The sequence below is a fragment of the Sphaerisporangium sp. NPDC005288 genome, assembly GCF_040607475.1.
GTDB lineage: Bacteria > Actinomycetota > Actinomycetes > Streptosporangiales > Streptosporangiaceae > Sphaerisporangium > Sphaerisporangium rhizosphaerae.
Window position 1 is genome coordinate 109158 of record NZ_JBEXGT010000016.1, and the last position, 16438, is coordinate 125595.

Annotated in this window: 18 protein-coding genes; 16 read left to right on the forward strand and 2 right to left on the reverse strand. The window is 70.1% G+C overall.

The features are described 5' to 3' along the window. The first annotated feature begins 94 nt into the window (after positions 1-94). Positions 95-1093, forward strand: a complete 999-nt coding sequence (locus tag ABZU32_RS17365) for a hypothetical protein (RefSeq protein WP_354923206.1) — start codon at positions 95-97, stop codon at positions 1091-1093. Between the two features lie 10 nt (positions 1094-1103). Beyond that, on the forward strand, positions 1104-1352 hold the full coding sequence (locus tag ABZU32_RS17370; protein ID WP_354837820.1) for a hypothetical protein: 249 nt from the start codon (positions 1104-1106) through the stop codon (positions 1350-1352). Positions 1353-1641: 289 nt separating this feature from the next. Here ABZU32_RS17370 and ABZU32_RS17375 read toward each other — a convergent pair whose 3' ends face one another. Continuing rightward, entirely contained in the window at positions 1642-1881 is a 240-nt protein-coding gene (locus tag ABZU32_RS17375) for a BldC family transcriptional regulator (RefSeq protein ID WP_189165217.1), read from the reverse strand. Between the two features lie 294 nt (positions 1882-2175). Between ABZU32_RS17375 and ABZU32_RS17380 the strand changes: the two genes are divergently transcribed. Beyond that, on the forward strand, positions 2176-2376 hold the full coding sequence (locus ABZU32_RS17380; protein WP_354837822.1) for a DUF4229 domain-containing protein: 201 nt from the start codon (positions 2176-2178) through the stop codon (positions 2374-2376). Here the strand turns inward: ABZU32_RS17380 and ABZU32_RS17385 are convergent. Beyond that, the gene (locus ABZU32_RS17385; protein WP_354837824.1) at positions 2373-3656 is read right to left on the reverse strand and encodes a delta-60 repeat domain-containing protein; all 1284 of its coding nucleotides are present in this window, start codon (positions 3654-3656) and stop codon (positions 2373-2375) included. The genes ABZU32_RS17380 and ABZU32_RS17385 overlap by 4 nt on opposite strands. 78 nt (positions 3657-3734) lie before the next feature. Between ABZU32_RS17385 and ABZU32_RS17390 the strand changes: the two genes are divergently transcribed. The 13 genes from ABZU32_RS17390 to nuoK all read left to right on the forward strand — a co-directional run bounded on the left by ABZU32_RS17390 (position 3735) and on the right by nuoK (position 16433). Then, positions 3735-4469: a demethylmenaquinone methyltransferase gene (locus tag ABZU32_RS17390; RefSeq protein ID WP_354837826.1), complete on the forward strand. Its 735-nt coding sequence runs from the start codon at positions 3735-3737 to the stop codon at positions 4467-4469. Between the two features lie 127 nt (positions 4470-4596). Further along, the gene (locus tag ABZU32_RS17395; RefSeq protein ID WP_354837828.1) at positions 4597-5871 is read left to right on the forward strand and encodes a geranylgeranyl reductase family protein; all 1275 of its coding nucleotides are present in this window, start codon (positions 4597-4599) and stop codon (positions 5869-5871) included. 92 nt (positions 5872-5963) lie between these two features. Then, positions 5964-6323, forward strand: a complete 360-nt coding sequence (locus tag ABZU32_RS17400) for an NADH-quinone oxidoreductase subunit A (protein WP_036325316.1) — start codon at positions 5964-5966, stop codon at positions 6321-6323. 39 nt (positions 6324-6362) lie between these two features. Continuing rightward, a complete protein-coding gene (locus ABZU32_RS17405) occupies positions 6363-6914 on the forward strand; it encodes an NADH-quinone oxidoreductase subunit B family protein (protein ID WP_354837830.1) in 552 nt (183 codons plus the stop codon). Next, a complete protein-coding gene (locus tag ABZU32_RS17410; RefSeq protein WP_354923209.1) occupies positions 6911-7588 on the forward strand; it encodes an NADH-quinone oxidoreductase subunit C in 678 nt (225 codons plus the stop codon). Before ABZU32_RS17405 ends, ABZU32_RS17410 begins: the two co-directional genes overlap by 4 nt. After that, positions 7585-8937, forward strand: coding sequence for an NADH-quinone oxidoreductase subunit D (locus ABZU32_RS17415; protein ID WP_354923212.1), 1353 nt, complete (start codon positions 7585-7587; stop codon positions 8935-8937). Before ABZU32_RS17410 ends, ABZU32_RS17415 begins: the two co-directional genes overlap by 4 nt. Beyond that, the gene (gene nuoE, locus ABZU32_RS17420; protein WP_354837836.1) at positions 8934-9602 is read left to right on the forward strand and encodes an NADH-quinone oxidoreductase subunit NuoE; all 669 of its coding nucleotides are present in this window, start codon (positions 8934-8936) and stop codon (positions 9600-9602) included. Before ABZU32_RS17415 ends, nuoE begins: the two co-directional genes overlap by 4 nt. Beyond that, positions 9599-10888 (forward strand): NADH-quinone oxidoreductase subunit NuoF, encoded by a 1290-nt coding sequence (gene nuoF / locus ABZU32_RS17425; RefSeq protein ID WP_354837838.1) that lies wholly within the window; start codon positions 9599-9601, stop codon positions 10886-10888. The genes nuoE and nuoF overlap by 4 nt, the downstream gene beginning before the upstream one ends. After that, positions 10885-13314, forward strand: coding sequence for an NADH-quinone oxidoreductase subunit G (locus ABZU32_RS17430; RefSeq protein WP_354923215.1), 2430 nt, complete (start codon positions 10885-10887; stop codon positions 13312-13314). The genes nuoF and ABZU32_RS17430 overlap by 4 nt, the downstream gene beginning before the upstream one ends. A gap of 82 nt (positions 13315-13396) precedes the next feature. After that, a complete protein-coding gene (gene nuoH / locus ABZU32_RS17435) occupies positions 13397-14755 on the forward strand; it encodes an NADH-quinone oxidoreductase subunit NuoH (RefSeq protein WP_354837842.1) in 1359 nt (452 codons plus the stop codon). Next, on the forward strand, positions 14742-15257 hold the full coding sequence (gene nuoI / locus ABZU32_RS17440; RefSeq protein ID WP_354923218.1) for an NADH-quinone oxidoreductase subunit NuoI: 516 nt from the start codon (positions 14742-14744) through the stop codon (positions 15255-15257). Before nuoH ends, nuoI begins: the two co-directional genes overlap by 14 nt. Beyond that, on the forward strand, positions 15250-16140 hold the full coding sequence (locus ABZU32_RS17445; RefSeq protein ID WP_354923220.1) for an NADH-quinone oxidoreductase subunit J: 891 nt from the start codon (positions 15250-15252) through the stop codon (positions 16138-16140). Before nuoI ends, ABZU32_RS17445 begins: the two co-directional genes overlap by 8 nt. After that, positions 16137-16433, forward strand: coding sequence for an NADH-quinone oxidoreductase subunit NuoK (nuoK, locus tag ABZU32_RS17450; RefSeq protein ID WP_354837848.1), 297 nt, complete (start codon positions 16137-16139; stop codon positions 16431-16433). The genes ABZU32_RS17445 and nuoK overlap by 4 nt, the downstream gene beginning before the upstream one ends. Positions 16434-16438: the final 5 nt, after the last annotated feature.

Here is a 16438-nt window from a genome sequence, read left to right on the forward strand (position 1 = left end):
CCCGGCCCCGACGTACGGTGGACCGTGACCACGCTTCGCGGGATGGGAGAGGTGTGCCGATGCTCGCGTTGGCCCGGGCGCCCTGGGCGCGGCTTTGACGGCGTTGCCGGGCGACAAGGGACGCCATCGCCGAGGCCCGCGCTGGCGGCAGCGGGGGTCCTACGCCTTCCGCGGTGAGGCTCCCCGTGAGGGGGCCGCCGAGTCCGCCGACGCCGACCGCGCCGACTCCGCGCGCGAGGGACGCTCCGACCGCCGCGAGGGCGGGCGGGCCGAGTCCTTCCGCGAGGGGCGCGGCGACTCCGCCGGCGGGCGCAGGGCCGGGCGCCGCGAGAGCAGGGGTGACTCCTTCTGGGCGGGGGACCGCCCGCCCGTCGACGCCGCGGGGGCCGTCACCGCCCCGGTCGTCGACCGGCCGCAGTACATCTGGCGCGACTTCGAGCTCGACGACGAGCCGCCGCTGGCGCAGCCGAACTCCCCTGACACGCCCGACCGGGGTGACGGGCTCAAGCACTGCGGGCCGCTGGAGCAGATTCTGTACCGCCAGTGGGACGCCGCCGAGGGGCCGCCCTCGGCCGACGTCGTCCGGGCGGTCGACAGCCTGGCCCGGCTCCCCGAGCGGCTGAAAGCCCTTCTGGCGGTCGGACTCGACGGCATTTACGTCGGGCCCGGCGGGGTCCCCGATCTGGACGACATGGGCTATCTGCGGGGCGCGCCGCTGCCGTCGGGGAAGGCTACCTGGGACGTCTGCGCGGGCGCCTACGGCGACCGCAAGATCGTGGTCGGCGACCGGCCGTCGCCGACGCCCGACGTGATGATGCACGAGACCGGCCACGCCCTGGACGACATCGACTCCGCGCCGGGCGAGTGGGTGTCGGACTCGGCGGAGTTCGCCGCCCTGTACGACGAGTGCGCGCCGATGTTCGCCTCGGCGTTCCACAAGCAGCCGGGCGGCCTCGGCCGTAAGGAATTCTTCGCCGACGCCTTCGCCGCCATCGCCTCCCGGCAGCGGCCGGCGCTGGTGGACATGCTCAACGGAGACACGCGCGCCGCGCTCAATGTCATGCTCTTCTTCAACCGGCGCTACGGAATCTAGGTGGTCCGCCATGTACGTCATCCGGCTCGCCGACGGAACGTTGCGGATACCGCGCAGCCTGACCAGCGACGACGGCCGGCTGATCGGCAATGCCTATGTCGAGCTCGATCCGGGCGACCCCGAGTACGCGCGGTGGCTGCCGGAGTCGATCACCGAGGAGCAGGAGGCCGACCGGCGCAGGCGCTGGCGGGAGGAGAACGACGACCTTGAGCGCGAGTTCCTGGCCTTCAAGGAGTCGCAGGCGGGCTCCGATCGTTGAGCGCGGGCCGCGCGCCTGAATGGCAAGGCGCGGGGCCGCGCCGGCGTGTGGGCGCGAGTCCGGGTGGGAACGCCGTACCGCGCGGAGAACGCCGTCCCTGTGGGAACGGGGTCCGTGCGGAGAACGCCTGGAAGATCGGGCCCGAAATTACAGTAAAGGCACGACCCAAAAAGAACAGTGACCCTGCGGCTTCCGGGGGGGCACGCAGGATCACCGATGGTGCATGGTGAGGCTCGAGTTCACCGTGCCCCGCGACGCGCGCCGGGCCCGGCGGTCTCTCGCCGCCACGTCAAACACGCGGTGAGTCGCCGCTCGGCCGTTCGGCCGTGAGGACTTCCTCGCCACGCAGGAGAGCGTGCACCTCCGACTCGCGGAAACGCCGGTGCCCTCCGGGGGTTCGGATACTGCTGATACGGCCTGCTGCCGCCCAGCGTGTCACCGTTTTTGGATCGACCCGGAAGAGGGCGGCAACCTCTCCGGGGGTCAGCAGGCGCTCGCTGCTACTCTCCACAATCTCTCCCCCTCGCATCCCGCGTCCTGAAGCGGGCGGACAGGTATCCAGTTTGCCGAGCGAAAACTGATATATCCGCGATTTACTTCCAATGATCACGGGTTGTTATCAGCTGACTGCCCGTTTGTTATATGATAGAGCCTCTTTGGGGCGCTCGTGGGTGTTTCTTTACATAAGCGCCGTGATGGGAACACTAGCAGTGCTCGCTCCCGATGCGAAGTGAGCACTGTAAAGCTCCGTGCCCGAAATCGGCTCCCCCGTCCAGGGCGGCCGTTGACGGCCCCCACCGGCACGTGACGTAACCTCGACGTCGTGCGACCGTTTCTCGTTTACACCGCGTCACGGCTGGGTCTGTTCGCCGTCACCCTGGGTGTGCTCTACCTGATCGGCCTCCACAACGTCCTGTGGCTCATCGTGATCAGCTTCGTGATCAGCGGCGTGGCCAGCTACGTGCTGCTGTCCAAGCAGCGGGACGCGGTGAGTGAGCAGATCAGCAAGGGCCGCAGGGGCTAAGGGAGCGGAAACATGCCGACTCGGGCATGGTACTCGTGTCCGAGGTGCGTGGTGTCGCTTCCGACCAGAAGGCCGCCCGTGTGCGCGAGGAAGGCCTTGACGCCGATGCCCCGCTCGCGGGTGGGGTTCCAGGCGAGCGCCTTGCCGGTGGCGGGGTCGATCGCCCCGATGCCGGGCCGCGCCACCGCGCCCGGCCCCGCCGAGTCGGAGCCGCGCGGGTTGTTCAGCCAGCGCTGATGGCCGCCGACGTAGACCGCGGCCCCCGTGACGGCCACCGAGTACAGAGAGTCGCCGCCGGTGTGGTTGACCCATGTGGGCCGGACGCCGTCGCCGCGAGAATAGGTCTCGAAGCGCGCCGCGGAATCGCACAGCTTGCGCGAGCCCTTGGCGCCTCCTGTCGTCACGACGACGAAATAGTGCCCGTCAGGTGAGAAATCCAGCCCCCGCACGTAAGAAGGGAACACCTCTTTACACGCGGCCGAGTAGGACTCGGTGTGCCAGTCGGTTACCGACGGCCGCGCGGCGGCGATGTCGATGAGGCCCACCTGCGGGCGGCGCCGCCCGTCCAGGGTCGTGAACGAGCCGTCCACCGCCAGCCGGTCGCGGGCGGCGGCCATCGCGGAGACCTTCACCTCGCCGCCGAGCCCGCCGCCGGGGGTGACGGTGAAGGACGGGTCCACCGCGCCGGTGGCGGGGTCCACCCTGGCCAGGGCCGTGCGCAGGGTGCGCCCGATGCCGGTGAAGTCGCCCCCCACGTACAGCCGGCCGTCGTGGAGGACGAGGCTGGTGACCTCGCCGCCGTTGACCGGGGCCGAGAAGCCTGGCACGGGCGCGCCGTCCGCGACCCTGAGCCGGGCCAGGCCGCGCGCGGGGGCGCCGCCCGCCGAGACGAACGAGCCGCCGGCGTACACCGTGCCGTCGGGGCCGGCGGCCAGCGCGGTCACCGGGCCGTCCACGCGCGGGGCGAAGCCGCGCTCGACCCGCCCGGTGGCGAGGTCGAAGGCGAACAGGTTGCTCCTCGGCAGCCGGCCGGCGGCGCCGGCGTCGCGCACCTGACTGAACGAGCCGCCGACGACCACGGTGCCGCCGACGAGGGCGAAGGCGTTGACGATGCCGTCGAGCACGTGCGGGGTGGAGTTCACCGGGTCGGCCGACACCACGCGCGGCTGGGCCACCCCGCCGGCGGAGGCGGGGGAGCCAGGGGAGATGAGGACGAGGGCCCCGGCGAGCAGCGGGGCGGCGATTGCGGTCGACCTCCGGGTCGACATTCGGGCGGACATCCACCAAGTCCTAGCAGACGCAGCGTGACCGGGTGACTACTTCGGGTGGATGCGTGCATGCCCACTAAGCTTGTCGCCATGACGCGTGCCTCTCTGGACAAACGGCCGCACGAGGTCGCGGCGATGTTCGACCGCACGGCCCGGCGCTACGACCTGGTCAACGACGTGCTGTCCCTCGGGCAGGACCGGCTCTGGCGCAAGGCGACCGCCGCCGCGGTGGACGCCGGCCCCGGCGAGCTCGTCCTCGACCTGGCCGCGGGCACCGGCACCTCGACCGACACCTTCACCGGCCTCGGCGCGCGGGCCATCGCGTGCGACTTCTCCCTCGGCATGCTGCGCACGGGCGCGGCCCGGCACGGCGGCTCCGGCCTGGCCGGCGGCGGGGTGCGCGGCGTGACGTTCATCGGGGGCGATGCGCTGAAACTTCCATTCGCCGACGGCGTCTTCGACGCGGTGACGATCTCCTTCGGCCTGCGCAACGTCAACGACACCGTCGATGCGCTGCGCGAGATGCTGCGGGTGACCCGCCCGGGCGGGCGGCTGGTGGTGTGCGAGTTCTCCCGGCCGACGGTCAAGCCGTTCGAGCTGGTCTACACGCAGTACCTGATGAAACTGTTGCCGCCGGTCGCGCGGGTGGTGAGCTCCAACCCCGACTCCTACGAGTACCTCGCCGAGTCGATCCGCGCCTGGCCCGACCAGCCGGCCCTGGCCCGGCTGGTGGCCGAGGCCGGGTGGCGGGGCGTCCAGTGGCGCAATCTGTCCCTGGGCGTGGTGGCCTTGCACAGGGCGGTTAAGCCGACCGCGGATGAGTAGGTAAGCTCCATCTGACAGCGGGCAGGGAAAAAGGGTTAGACTTCCGCCGACAAGTTTGTGAAGTAGTTCACAAAGGAACGAAGGCCCCGATCCCAAGGCCCTCGACATCCACGACAGGACAGGTCCCGTGAGCGAGTCAGTCCCCGCGGCGGATGCCGACGTCATCGTCGTCGGCGCCGGGCCCGCGGGTTCGACCACGGCCTTCTATCTCGCACAGGCCGGCTTGAACGTGCTGCTGCTCGAGAAGACGCGCTTCCCGCGCGAGAAGGTCTGCGGGGACGGCCTCACCCCACGCGCCGTCAAAGAGCTGATCGACATGGGCGTCGACATCGACGCCCCGGGGTGGATCCGCAACAAGGGGCTGCGCGTCATCGGCGGCGGCCTGCGCCTCGAACTGCCGTGGCCCGAGCTGTCGAGCTATCCCGGCTTCGGCCTCGTGCGCACCCGCATGGACTTCGACGAGATCCTCGCCGGGCACGCCGAGCGCGGCGGCGCCACCGTTCTGCAGGGCGTCAACGTCACCGGGCCCGTCCTGGACGAGCGCAGCGGCCACGTCGTCGGCGTCACCGCCAAGAAGGACGGCGAGCAGGTCACCTACCGCTCGCGCCTGGTCGTCGCGGCCGACGGCAACTCCACGCGGATGTCCCTGGCGATGGGCCTGCACCGGCGCGACGACCGTCCCATGGGCGTCGCCGTGCGCACCTACTTCACCAGCCCGCGCCACGACGACGACTGGCTGGAGTCGTGGCTGGAGCTGTGGGACACCGGCGACGACGGCCAGGCGCGGCTGCTGCCCGGCTACGGCTGGGTGTTCGGCGTCGGCGACGGCACCAGCAACGTCGGGCTCGGCCTGCTCAACACCAGCGAGGCGTTCCAGCACCTGGACTACCGCGACCTGCTGCGCCGCTGGGTGAAGAACATGCCCTCCGAGTGGGGGTTCTCCGAGGAGACCATGACGGGGCCGATCCGCGGCGCCGCTCTGCCGATGGCCTTCAACCGCCAGCCGCACTACACCCGGGGATTGGTCCTGGTCGGCGATGCCGGCGGCATGATCAACCCGTTCAACGGCGAGGGCATCGCCTACGCCATGGAGACCGGGCGCATCGCCGCCGACACGATCGCCACGGCCCTGTCGGGCCTGACCCCCGCGCAGCGGGAGCGGGCGCTGCGCGCCTACCCCGAGACCCTCAAGGACGTCTACGGCGGCTACTTCACCTTGGGACGGCTGTTCGTCGAGGCCATCGGCAAGCCGGGCGTCATGGGGTTCCTCACGCGGCACGGTCTGCCACATCCCACTCTGATGCGAATCGCTCTCAAGCTCCTTGCTAATCTCACGGACCGGCGGGGCGATGCGACAGACCGGGTCATCAACGCCCTGTCCAAGGTCACGCCGCCGGCATGACCCAGCACCCGGAACGAAGATCGATGATCGCCCTGCCTAGACTCGTCAACCGATCGAAGAAAGCCACAGCGCTCAGAGGGGACGCATAAGCGATGGAACTGTACGTGCCGATCCTGGTGCTCGCGGTTCTCGCGGCGGGCTTCGCCGTCTTCTCCGTGGGAATCGCGCCCTTCACCGGCCCCAAGCGCTGGAACCGCGCCAAGCTCGACGCCTACGAATGCGGCATCGAGCCGACCCCGCAGCCCGTGGGCGGCGGCCGGTTCCCCCTGAAGTACATGATCACGGCGATGCTCTTCATCGTGTTCGACATCGAGATCATCTTCCTTTATCCGTGGGCGGTCGCTTTCGACAAGCTCGGGGTCTTCGGGCTGGTCGAGATGGTGCTGTTCATCGTCACCGTGCTGGTCGCCTACGCCTACGTGTGGCGTCGCCGCGGCCTGGACTGGGACTGAGAGGCAGCGTGCCGGAGGCGCGCGAGAGGAAGCACTGAGATGGGTCTCGAAGAGAAACTGCCCAGCGGGTTCATCCTGTCCACCGTGGAGCAGGCGGCCGGGTGGGCGCGGAAGAACTCCGTGTGGCCGGCCACGTTCGGCCTGGCCTGCTGCGCCATCGAGCTGATGGCCACCGGCGGCCCCAACCACGACCTCGCCCGGTTCGGCATGGAGCGCGCCTCGGCGTCCCCCCGCCAGGCCGACCTGATGATCGTGGCCGGGCGCCTGTCGCAGAAGATGGCGCCGGTGCTGCGCCAGATCTACGACCAGATGGCCGAGCCCAAGTGGGTCATCGCCATGGGCGTGTGCGCGTCCAGCGGCGGCATGTTCAACAACTACGCGATCGTGCAGGGCGTCGACCACGTCGTGCCGGTGGACATCTACCTGCCCGGCTGCCCGCCGCGCCCCGAGATGCTCATCGACGCGATCGTCAAGCTGCACGACAAGATCCAGAACATGAAGTTCGGCGCCCACCGCGCCAAGCAGATCGACGAGCTGGAACTGCGGGCTCTGCGGTCGCTTCCGCTCATCGATCAGGGGACCTCGAAATGAGCACTGACAACCTTCCCGGAGTGCCCGAGGAGCCGATCGCCCGCCGGGGCATGTTCGGCGCCTCCGACTCCGGTGACACCTCCGGATACGGCCGCCTGGTCGTGCGACGGGCCCCGCAGCTGTCGAGCGCCCGGCCCTACGGCGGCTACTTCGACGACGTGGCCGACGCGCTCGAGAGCGCGGCGGGGGACGCCTTCGAGGGCATGGTCGAGCGCGTGGTCGTCGACCGCGGCGAGCTGACGGTCCACGTCGCGCGCGAGCGACTGGTGGAGGTCATGCGCCACCTGCGCGACGATCTGGCGCTGCGCTTCGAGCTCTCCCTCGGCGTCTCGGGCGTGCACTATCCCGACGAGACCGGCGCCGAACTGCACGCGGTGTATCACCTGTGCTCGATCACCCACAACCGGCGCATTCGGGTCGAAGCCTCTTGCCCCGACGCAGATCCGCATATTCCGTCCACGGTGTCGCTGTACCCGACGCACGACTGGCACGAACGCGAGACCTACGACTTCTTCGGCATCGTCTTCGACGGCCACCCGGCCCTCACCCGCATTGAGATGCCCGACGACTGGGACGGCCACCCGCAGCGCAAGGACTACCCGCTCGGCGGCATCCCGGTCCAGTACCGCGGCGCCACCATCCCCTCGCCGGACAACAGGAGGTCGTACGCATGACCGCCATCCACGACGGTGAGACCGCCCGGGACGAGCAGGACGTCGCCGAGGGCCGGGTCTACAACGTCAACGGGCAGGACTGGGACCAGGTCGTCGACGCGGTCGCCGAGTCGTCCGAAGAGCGCCTGGTCATCAACATGGGCCCGCAGCACCCCTCGACCCACGGCGTGCTGCGCCTGGTGCTGACCCTCGACGGCGAGACCGTCACCGAGGCCCGCACGGTGATCGGCTACCTGCACACCGGCATCGAGAAGAACATGGAGTTCCGGACGTGGACCCAGGGGGTCACGTTCGTCACCCGCATGGACTACCTCTCGCCGATCTTCAACGAGACGGCGTACTGCCTGGCGGTCGAGAAGCTCCTCGGCATCTCCGAGCGGGTGCCGCTGCGCGCGCAGACCATCCGGGTCATGATGATGGAGCTCAACCGCATCTCCTCCCACCTGGTGGCCATCGCGACCTTCGGCCTGGAGCTCGGCGCGACCACGCCGATGCTGTTCGGCTTCCGTGAGCGCGAGATGGTGCTCGACCTGTTCGAGTACATCACCGGCCTGCGCATGAACATGGCCTACGTGCGGCCGGGCGGCGTCTCGGTCGACCTGCCCGCCGGCGCCGTCGACAAGATCGGCGAGTTCCTCAAGGTCATGCCGGGCCGCATCAAGGAGATGCGCAAGCTGCTGGACGCCAACCCGGCCTACACCCGGCGCACCAAGGACGTCGCCTACCTCGACCTCACCGGCTGCATGGCCCTGGGCATCACCGGGCCCATGCTCCGGGCGGCGGGCCTGCCGTGGGACCTTCGCAAGTCGCAGCCCTACTGCGGCTACGAGACCTACGACTTCGAGGTCCCCACCGAGACCACCTGCGACGTCTACGGCCGCTACCTGGTGCGCGTGGCCGAGATGGAGGAGTCCCTCAAGATCATCGGTCAGTGCCTCGACCGGCTGTCCGGCTCGGAGCTCAAGGGCAAGCCCGTCATGATCGAGGACAAGAAGATCGGCTGGCCGTCGCAGCTCGCGCTCGGCCCCGACGGCCTCGGCAACTCGCCCGACCACATCGCCCACATCATGAGCAGCTCCATGGAGGCGCTCATCCACCACTTCAAGCTGGTGACCGAGGGCTTCCGGGTCCCGGCGGGACAGGCGTACGTGCCGGTGGAGTCGCCCCGCGGCGAGCTCGGCGCCCACGTCGTGAGCGACGGGGGCACTCGCCCCTATCGCGTACACTTCCGCGACCCTTCGTTCACGAACCTGCAGGCCGTGCCCGCGACCTGCGAGGGCGGCATGGTCGCCGACGTCATCGCCGCGGTCGCCTCGATCGACCCGGTCATGGGAGGTGTGGACCGGTGACGACCTATTCGCCGGAAGTCCGCGAGCGTCTCGAACGCGACGCGAAAGAGATCATCGGACGCTACCCGAAGACCCGCTCGGCGCTGCTGCCGCTGCTGCACCTGGTGCAGGCGGAGGACGGCTACGTCTCCGACGCCGGCCAGGAGTTCTGCGCCGAGATGCTCGGCCTGAGCAAGGCCGAGGTCGTGGGCGTCTCGACCTTCTACACGATGTACAAGCGCAAGCCCGCCGGCGAGTACCACGTGGGCGTCTGCATCAACGCGCTGTGCGCGATCATGGGCGGCGACCAGATCTGGGACGAGCTCAGCGAGCACGTCGGCGTCGGCAACGGCGACACCACCGCCGACGGCAAGGTCTCCCTCGAGCGCATCGAGTGCAACGCGGCCTGCGACTTCGCGCCGGTCATGATGGTCAACTGGGAGTTCTTCGACAACCAGACCCCCGAGACCGCCAAGCGGCTGGTCGACGACCTGCGCGCCGGCAAGGAGGTCACGCCGACCCGCGGCCCGGGCCGCCTGTGCTCGTTCAAGGACGCCTCGCGCGTGCTCGCGGGCCTGCCCGACGGCCAGGCTGGCGACGGCCCCTCGGCCGCCGGCCCCTCGCTCGAGGGCCTGAAGATCGCCAAGGCGAACGGCTGGACGGCACCGAAGGGGGCCTCGGAATGACCACTCTGACTCCGGTCCTCACCGCGAACTGGGATCGGGCGGACTCCTTCACCCTCCAGGGCTACGGCGAGTACTCCGCGGCCAAGAAGGCGCTGGGCATGGAGCCCGACGCCATCATCAAGGCGGTCAAGGACTCCGGCCTGCGCGGCCGGGGCGGCGCCGGCTTCCCGACCGGCATGAAGTGGGGCTTCATCCCGCAGGGCGACGGCAAGGCGCACTACCTGGTGGTCAACGCCGACGAGTCCGAGCCGGGCACCTGCAAGGACATCCCGCTCATGATGGCCAACCCCCACTCGCTGGTCGAGGGCGTCATCATCACCGCCTACGCCATCCGCGCCAACCAGGCCTTCATCTACGTGCGCGGCGAGGTGCTGCACGTCATCCGCCGCGTGCAGGCGGCCGTGCGCGAGGCGTACGAGAAGGGCTACCTCGGCACCGACATCTTCGGCTCCGGCTACGACCTGGAGCTCGTCGTGCACAGCGGAGCGGGCGCCTACATCTGCGGCGAGGAGACCGCCCTGCTCGACTCGCTGGAAGGTTACAGAGGCCAACCCCGTCTCAAGCCCCCCTTCCCCGCGGTCGCGGGTCTTTACGCGTGTCCCACCGTCATCAACAACGTCGAGTCGGTCGCCAGCGTTCCCAGCATCGTCGCCAACGGCGCCGACTGGTTCGCCTCGATGGGCACCGAGAAGTCCAAGGGCTTCGGCATCTTCTCCCTGAGCGGCCACGTCACCCGCCCCGGCCAGTACGAGGCGCCGCTGGGCATCACCCTGCGCGAGCTGCTGGACATGGCGGGCGGCGTCCGGGAGGGCCACCGGCTGAAGTTCTGGACGCCGGGCGGGTCCTCCACGCCGATCTTCACCGACGAGCACCTGGACGTGCCCCTCGACTTCGAGTCGGTCGGCGCCAAGGGGTCCATGCTCGGCACCCGCGCGCTGCAGATCTTCGACGAGACCACCTGCGTGGTCCGCGCCGTGCTGCGCTGGACCGAGTTCTACGCGCACGAGTCCTGCGGCAAGTGCACCCCCTGCCGCGAGGGCACCTACTGGCTCAAGCAGGTGCTCAGGCGGCTGGAGAAGGGCCAGGGCAACGAGGAGGACCTCGGCACGATCACCGACATCGCCGACAACATCCTCGGCCGATCGTTCTGCGCCCTCGGCGACGGCGCGACCAGCCCGATCCACTCGTCGGTGAAGCACTTCCGCGACGAATACCTCAAGCACTTCGAGATCGGCGGATGCCCGTTCGACCGGGCGGCGTCCACCGTGTGGGGGGCCTCCGCATGACCGTTCAGACATCCTCGGCAGGGCCGGTCGAGCAGCCGGTGGACATGCTGACCCTCACCATCGACGGCTTCCAGGTCACCGTCCCGAAGGGCACGCTGATCATCCGGGCGGCCGAGCTGCTGGGCATCCAGATCCCGCGGTTCTGCGACCACCCGCTGCTGGAGCCGGCGGCCAACTGCCGCCAGTGCCTGGTGGACATCACCGACGCCGGCAACGGCCGCGGCTTCCCCAAGCCGCAGCCGTCCTGCGCCATCGAGGTCGCCCAGGGCATGGTCGTGCAGACGCAGCTCACCTCGCCGGTCGCCGAGAAGGCCCAGCGCGGGGTCATGGAGCTGCTGCTCATGAACCACCCGCTCGACTGCCCGGTCTGCGACAAGGGCGGCGAGTGCCCCCTGCAGAACCAGGCCATGTCGAACGGCCAGGGCGAGTCCCGGTTCCACGAGAGCAAGCGCACCTTCGAGAAGCCCATCCCGTTGTCCACCGAGGTGCTGCTCGACCGCGAGCGCTGCGTCCAGTGCGCCCGCTGCATCCGCTTCTCCGATGAGATCGCCGGCGACCCGCTGATCGACTTCTTCGAGCGCGGCGCCGCCGAGCAGGTCGGCGTCGCCAACGGCGAGCCGTTCGAGTCGTACTTCTCCGGCAACACCATCCAGATCTGCCCGGTGGGCGCGCTCACCGGCGCCGCCTACCGCTTCCGCGCCCGGCCGTTCGACCTGGTGTCGACCCCGAGCGCTTGCGAGCACTGCGCGAGCGGCTGCGAGCTGCGCACCGACCACCGCCGCGGCCGGGTCACCCGCCGCCTCGCCGTGGACGACCCGCAGGTCAACGAGGAGTGGAACTGCGACAAGGGCCGGTGGGCCTTCTCCTACACCACCGAGCCCGACCGCCTGCAGACGCCGCTGGTCCGCGACGCCGAGGGCTACCTGCGCCCCGCCTCCTGGCCTGAGGCCCTGACCGCCGCCGCCGAGGGCCTGTCCCGGGCGCGCGGCAGGGCCGGCGTGCTGGTCGGCGGCCGGGTGACCGTCGAGGACGCCTACGCCTACGCCAAGTTCGCGCGCGTCGCGCTCGGCACCAACGACGTCGACTTCCGCGCCCGCCCCCTGTCGGAGGAGGAGTCGGCGTTCCTGGCCCACGCGGTGGCGGGCAAGGGCATCGAGGTCTCCTACGCCGACCTGGAGAAGGCCCCGGCCGTCCTGCTCGTCGGGTTCGAGCCCGAGGAGGAGTCGCCGATGGTCTTCCTGCGCCTGCGCAAGGCGTGGCGCAAGCGCGGCGTGAAGGTCTTCTCCGTGGCCCCGTTCGCCACCCCCGGCCTGGCCAAGATGGGCGGCACGCTGGTGCGCACGACGCCCGGCGCCGAGGCCGAGGCCCTGGGCGAGCTGATCTCCGGCGCCTCCGCCGCCGCCGAGGCGCTCAAGCAGCCCGGCACGGTCATCATGGTCGGCGAGCGGCTCGCCACCTCCCGCGGCGCCCTGTCCGCCGTCCTGCGGCTGAGCGCCACCTCCGGCGCCCGGCTCGCCTGGGTGCCCCGCCGGGCCGGTGAGCGCGGCGCCGTCGAGGCCGGCGCGATGCCGAACCTGCTGCCGATCGGCCGCCCGGTCTCCGACGAGGCCGCCCGCGCCGAGATCGCCCGCGCCTGGAACGTCGCCGGCCTGCCCGACGCCCCCGGGCGCGACACCGGCGCCATCCTGGCCGCCGCGCTCACCGGCGAGCTGGACGCGCTGGTCGTCGGCGGTGTGGACCCCTACGACCTGGCCGACCCCGAGGCGACGCTGGCCGCCCTGGAGAACACCCCGTTCGTCGTCTCGCTCGAGATGCGCGCCAGCGCCGTCACCGACCGCGCCGACGTCGTGCTGCCCATCGCGGCCGTCACCGAGAAGAGCGGCACGTTCGTCGACTGGGAGGGCCGCGGCCGCTCCTTCGAGCGGGCCATCGAGGTGCCGGGCGTGATGAGCGACCTGCGCGCCATCGCCGCCCTCGGCGACCACATGGACGTCCACCTGGGACTGCCCGACGCCGCCGCCGCCCGCCGCGAGCTCGCGGCCATCGGCGCCTGGCGCGGCGTCCGCGTGAGCGCCCCCGGCGTCAGCGGCGGCGCCCACTCCGAGCCGGCCGCGGGCGAGGCCGTCCTGGCCACCTGGCACCTGCTGCTGGACTCCGGCCGCCTGCAGGACGGCGAGCCCTACCTGGCCGGAACGGGCCGGGCCGTCGAGGCGCTGATGTCGGAGACCACGGCCGCCGAGATCGGCGCGCTGGACAGCGGTAAGGTCACGATCACCACGGAGGGCGGCGCCGTCACGCTGCCCGCGCGGGTGGCCGACCTGCCCGACCGCGTCGTGTGGGTGCCGGCCAACTCGGCCGGCTGCTCGGTCACCCGGGACCTGCGCGCCGTGGCCGGTGACGTCGTCAAGATCGGGAGTGGCTCATGAGCGGCGCAGCCTGCGCTGTGAGCGAAGTGGCCGGCGGAACGCGCGCCGCCCGCGCAGCGAACGAGGAGTTGGTGAGCGACCAATGACAGGGCCTCTGCTCGTCGCCGATCCGGCCGGGCCCACCCTGGCCGACTTCGGCAAGGATCCCTTGTGGATCTCCATCATCAAGGCCGTCTTCATCTTCGTGTTCCTGATGCTGGGCGTGCTGTTCGGCGTGTGGACCGAGCGCAAGCTCATCTCGCGCATGCAGCACCGCTACGGCCCGAACCGCGCGGGCAAGTTCGGCCTGCTGCAGTCGGTGGCGGACGGCATCAAGATGGGACTCAAGGAGGACATCCTCCCGAGGACCGTCGACAAGCTCGTCTACATCCTCGCCCCGATCATCATCGCGGTGCCGGCCTTCCTGTCGTACTCCATCATCCCGTTCGGGCCGGTGGTGTCGATGTTCGGCGTGCGCACCCCGCTCCAGCTCACCGACCTGCCGGTCGCCGTGCTGCTGGTGCTGGCGATGGCCTCCATCGGCGTCTACGGCATCGTGCTCGCCGGCTGGGGCTCGCGCTCGCCGTACGCGGTGCTGGGCGGCCTGCGCTCGACGGCCCAGGTCATCTCCTACGAGATCGCGATGGGCCTGTCGTTCGTGGCGGTGTTCCTGTTCGCCGGCACGCTGTCCACCTCCGAGATCGTCGGCAAGCAGGCCTCCGGCGGCTCCTGGCACGCCTTCGGGCTCGACATCCCGCTGCCGTCCTGGTACGCCATCCTGCTGATCCCGTCGTTCCTGATCTACGTGATCACGATGCTCGGCGAGACCAACCGCGTGCCGTTCGACCTCCCCGAGGGCGAGGGCGAGCTGGTCGGCGGCTTCCACACCGAGTACTCCTCGTCGCTGAAGTTCGCGATGTTCATGCTCGCCGAGTACGCCAACGTGTTCACCGTGTCGGGCCTGTGCATCACGCTGTTCCTCGGCGGGTGGCGGGCCCCGTGGCCCATCTCGCTGTGGGACGGGGCCAACGTCGGCTGGTGGCCCATGCTGTGGTTCTTCGTCAAGCTCGTGCTGGTGTTCGCGTTCTTCATCTGGGTGCGCGCCTCGCTGCCGCGCATCCGCTACGACCAGCTCATGCACTTCGGCTGGAAGGTCCTGATCCCGCTGAACCTGGCGTGGATCCTGCTGGTGGCCACCGTCCGCGCCCTGCGCGTCGCCGAGGGCCAGCGCAACCTGGTGCTCGTCGTCGTCGCGGTCGTCGTCGTCGGATGCCTGGCCATCTATTTCCGGTTCGACACGGTCAACCAGCGTCGCAGGGAGGCCAAGGCGGCGGAGGTGGAGGCCGAGTTCGAGCAGCTGCGCGCCGAGCCCACCGCCGGCGGGTTCCCTGTGCCGGCCCTCGACCTGCCGCACTACCACGGCGTCAACGGACGCAAGGAGGTCCCCAGTGGGACTAACTGATTTCCTGAACCCCGTGAAGGGGTTCGGCGTCACCTTCCACCACATGTTCAAGAAGCCGGTGACGGTGAACTACCCCGAGGAGAAGAAGCCCACCGCTCCTCGGTTCCACGGCCGTCACCAGCTGAACCGCTGGCCGGACGGGCTGGAGAAGTGCGTCGGGTGCGAGCTGTGCGCCTGGGCCTGTCCCGCCGACGCCATCTTCGTGGAGGGCGCCGACAACACCGACGCGGAGCGTTTCTCGCCGGGCGAGCGGTACGGCAAGACGTACCAGATCAACTATCTGCGGTGCATCCTGTGCGGCCTGTGCATCGAGGCGTGCCCGACACGGGCGCTCACGATGACCAACGAGTACGAGCTCGCGGACTCGAGCCGTGAGAGCCTCATCTACACCAAGGAGATGCTGCTCGCGCCGCTGGGTCCCGGCATGGAGGCGCCCCCGCACCCCATGCGCCTCGGCGACACCGAAGAGGACTACTACCGGTTGGGCCGTAGCAATGGGTGAAACGATCACGTTCTGGGTGCTGGCGGTCGTCTCGGTGGCCGCGGCGTTCGGGCTCGTCTTCAGCCGCAAGGCGGTGTACTCCGCGCTCATGCTGGGCGTGGTCATGCTCTCGCTGGCGGTGCTGTACGCCGTGCAGGACGCCCCGTTCCTCGCCGTGGTGCAGATCATCGTCTACACCGGCGCGGTCATGATGCTGTTCCTGTTCGTGCTGATGCTGGTCGGCGTCGACTCCTCCGACTCGCTGGTCGAGACGATCAAGGGACAGCGCTTCTGGGCGGTCATCGCCGGGCTCGGCTTCGCCGTGCTGCTGGCGGCCGGCATCGGCAACGCCGTGATCGGCGCGCCGACCGGGCTGAGCGCGGCGGTCAGCGCGGACGGCGGCAACGTCCCGACGCTCGCCCGCCTCATCTTCACCCGGTACGTCTTCGCCTTCGAGGTCACCTCCGCGCTGCTCATCACCGCCGCGCTCGGCGCGATGGTGCTGGCGCACCGCGAGCGCAGCGAGCCCAAGCCGACACAGAAGGACCTGGCGCGCGCCCGCTTCCTCGGCGACCACCCGGCCCCGCTGCCCGGCCCGGGCACCTACGCCCGGCACAACGCGATCGACATGCCCGCCCTGCTGCCCGACGGCACGGTCTCGGAGCTGTCGGTCAACCGGGTCATCGCCCGGCACGACGTCGAGGACGGCCGCCTCCCGGACAACCCGAGACTGGCGGAGGCCATCAGGAGGGTCGCCGAGAGCGGCGTCCGCACCGAGCGGCCGAAGGTCGTCCAGGCGGTCGCCGAGGCGCCCGAGGCGCCGGTCGACGAGCAGGACAAGCCCAAGGCCGCCCAGACGGCCGGCCCGGCCGCCGACCGCCCCGTCGAGGAGGAAGGCAAGTGACCACCCACTACCTGGTGCTGTCCGCGCTGCTGTTCGCCATCGGCGCCGTCGGCGTGCTGGTACGCCGCAACGCCATCGTCGTGTTCATGTGCGTGGAGCTGATGCTCAACGCGTGCAACCTGGCTTTCGTCACCTTCGCCCGGCAGCACGGCAACCTGGAAGGCCAGATCATCGCGTTCTTCGTGATGATCGTGGCCGCCGCCGAGGTCGTCGTCGGTCTCGCGATCATCGTGACGATCTTCCGAACCCGCAGGTCCGCGTCGGTGGACGACGCCAACCTGCTGAAGTACTAAGAGGA